A 2,344-nucleotide genomic window follows, 5' to 3' on the forward strand; every position below is an offset into this window, starting at 1 on the left:
CATCATAAAAAACACCGCCCTTCTGATATTTATTATATCAGAAAAGCGGTTCCAACAATAGCAAAACCCTGCAAAAGCAGGGCTTTGTCTACAGTCTGCGAAAGGCTCCTACGGAAGCCCTTCATTATTTATATGGATAAATTCTTAAAATTCCCAATATACTCTAGCTTTACGGCAGTATCTCAAGCCAGTATCCATCTGGATCTACAATGAAATAGATTCCCATTGTTTCATTTTCGAAACAAATACATCCCATTTCTTCGTGCTTTTTGTGCGCTTCCTCGTAATCTTCCGCCTGGAATGCCAGATGGAATTCGCATTCACCCAAATTATATGGCTGTGGATGATCTTTAAGCCAGGTAAGTTCCAACTCAAAATCACTTACATCATTGCTCAGATACACAATAATAAAATCATCGGTAGTCTTTCTTCTCACTTCGTGCAGATTAAGAGCCTCGTTGTAAAATTTAATAGATCGCTTCAGGTCTGATACATTGTAGTTTTCGTGAATCATCTTAAACTTCATAATTCTTCTCCTTTTGTACATTCTGTGTTTTTAATACGTGATTTATATTGCGGATATTCCGTAATAAACCGCTTAATTACATTGGCATCATTCCAGTAATGCATTGGAAAAATGACATTGCAATCTACATTTTTAAGGAAATACAGTATCCCGTCGGCATAGTGATTTCCCTGTCTCGGATCTAATGGGACAAATGCAGCATCAAAATGCATACCCTTGATTTTCCTGATCTCCGCACGATATGCTGAAGTAAGTCTCTGGTTATCAGCTTTTGGCTCACCATCCCAATACCAGTCATTTAAGTCACCGGCATGATAAATGGTGCCTTCCTTTGTTTTGACAATAAATGCTACACCACTATCGTTAGATAACAATGTATCGACTTGAGTGCCATTATCCAGATTATAAGTCTGATCATGATAAACATATGTGATCTTCATATCTGACAGATGTTTTCTTTTGCGTATATCTTTCGCCAAAATTGCCTGATATGTCATGTTCATATCATCAAGGATCTCAAAAATCACAGGATTAAAATGATCCTTATGAAAATGACTGCAAAAAACAATTACTTCTTTTTCCTTGTCAAGCTGTGGTAATTCACCCTTATAATAGTCAAAAATATAGTAGCAATCTTTAGTTTCAATTAAAAATCCACTGTGGTTAATGTAAGTAATTTTCATCATATCACGTTTATAAAATAACTCCTTTTTCCCTATAAGCTTACAGACGAATACCTGGCGTTCATCCACGACCCAGAAGATGTCTAATATTCTTTTGAGATTTCCTCTGTTATCTCATATATCTCTTTGAATTTTTCTAAGTCTTCCGACGATCTGATCAGCATGATCTCTTCGATTTTTCCGGTCCGTATGTCTTTGAACCCTGCTGCTACTTCTTCTCCGGTACAAATACTTGCACGAATAACTGGTTTCATATGTTCTCGGTCATATGTTTTTTTCGCGATTTTCTTTTTAAATAATCCCATGCTTCATCCTCCGAATAATTACAGTAACAAGATCAACTATTTAATTTCTGGAACATTTTTCTGCATCGATTGCAAGTACAAACATCAGCGCATCCAACGCGTTTCCTGGATCCTGCACATCAATAACATATGTATCAGTCATATGAAACAGTTCTTTACTAACCCGTGCAATTGAATAACCAGTTCGATTAAGAATGCTATAATCCCATTCCATAATTGTTCCATCAATATGCCATCCATTGTAATCAATATTATAATGTGGCGTCATGAATGAGAATTCTTTGCTCAGGCATCCGATATAACTGCCGTTTTTATAAATCTCAAATTTAGGAAGAAAAGTAAGTACTTTCTGAACAACCATTCCTACTTCGTTTCCATAGGCATCATAAATTACAAGTTTATGTCCCCAGGACAACTGACCTTTTACTACATAAACAGTGTTGCCTGCTTCGTCATAGATATCATAGCTGTCAAACCATGAAAACAACCGTTGTTTAAATAATAGCTTCATAACTTTTCATCGCTCTCTCCAACAGACATAATAGGTTCTTTATAAGTACCATAATACCATGCCATTACACCTTAAAAAACATGTAAATCGAAGAATTAACCCATCTTATTTCACGGATTATGATAAAACACATATTACCAGCTATAAATCTCTACTTGTTCACAAAAAGATATAAAAAAGACCATCTACTGCTTGTTTACGGTAAATGATCTTTTCATTGCAACATTTAATTAAATATCATACTGAGCCGCTTGTCACCCACGCAAACTGTTAAGGAAACAATCGGAGTTGGTGTAAACGAAAAAGCAGCCTTGAGTTC

At 35.8% G+C, this 2,344-nt stretch carries 4 protein-coding genes; all 4 read right to left on the reverse strand.

What is annotated here, in order from left to right:
- Nucleotides 1-169: 169 nt before the first annotated feature.
- The 4 genes from G5B11_RS18455 to G5B11_RS18470 all read right to left on the reverse strand — a co-directional run bounded on the left by G5B11_RS18455 (nucleotide 170) and on the right by G5B11_RS18470 (nucleotide 2,025).
- Nucleotides 170-526, reverse strand: a complete 357-nt coding sequence (locus G5B11_RS18455; protein ID WP_173729303.1) for a VOC family protein — start codon at nucleotides 524-526, stop codon at nucleotides 170-172.
- Entirely contained in the window at nucleotides 523-1,209 is a 687-nt protein-coding gene (locus G5B11_RS18460; RefSeq protein ID WP_173729306.1) for an MBL fold metallo-hydrolase, read from the reverse strand. Before G5B11_RS18460 ends, G5B11_RS18455 begins: the two co-directional genes overlap by 4 nt.
- 83 nt (nucleotides 1,210-1,292) lie before the next feature.
- Nucleotides 1,293-1,514: an aspartate dehydrogenase gene (locus G5B11_RS18465; RefSeq protein WP_173729304.1), complete on the reverse strand. Its 222-nt coding sequence runs from the start codon at nucleotides 1,512-1,514 to the stop codon at nucleotides 1,293-1,295.
- A 40-nt stretch (nucleotides 1,515-1,554) separates the two neighbouring features.
- Entirely contained in the window at nucleotides 1,555-2,025 is a 471-nt protein-coding gene (locus tag G5B11_RS18470; protein WP_173729305.1) for an LURP-one-related/scramblase family protein, read from the reverse strand.
- Between the last annotated feature and the right edge of the window lie 319 nt (nucleotides 2,026-2,344).

The sequence above is a fragment of the Blautia glucerasea genome (assembly GCF_013304385.1).
Lineage (GTDB): Bacteria > Bacillota > Clostridia > Lachnospirales > Lachnospiraceae > Blautia_A > Blautia_A ammoniilytica.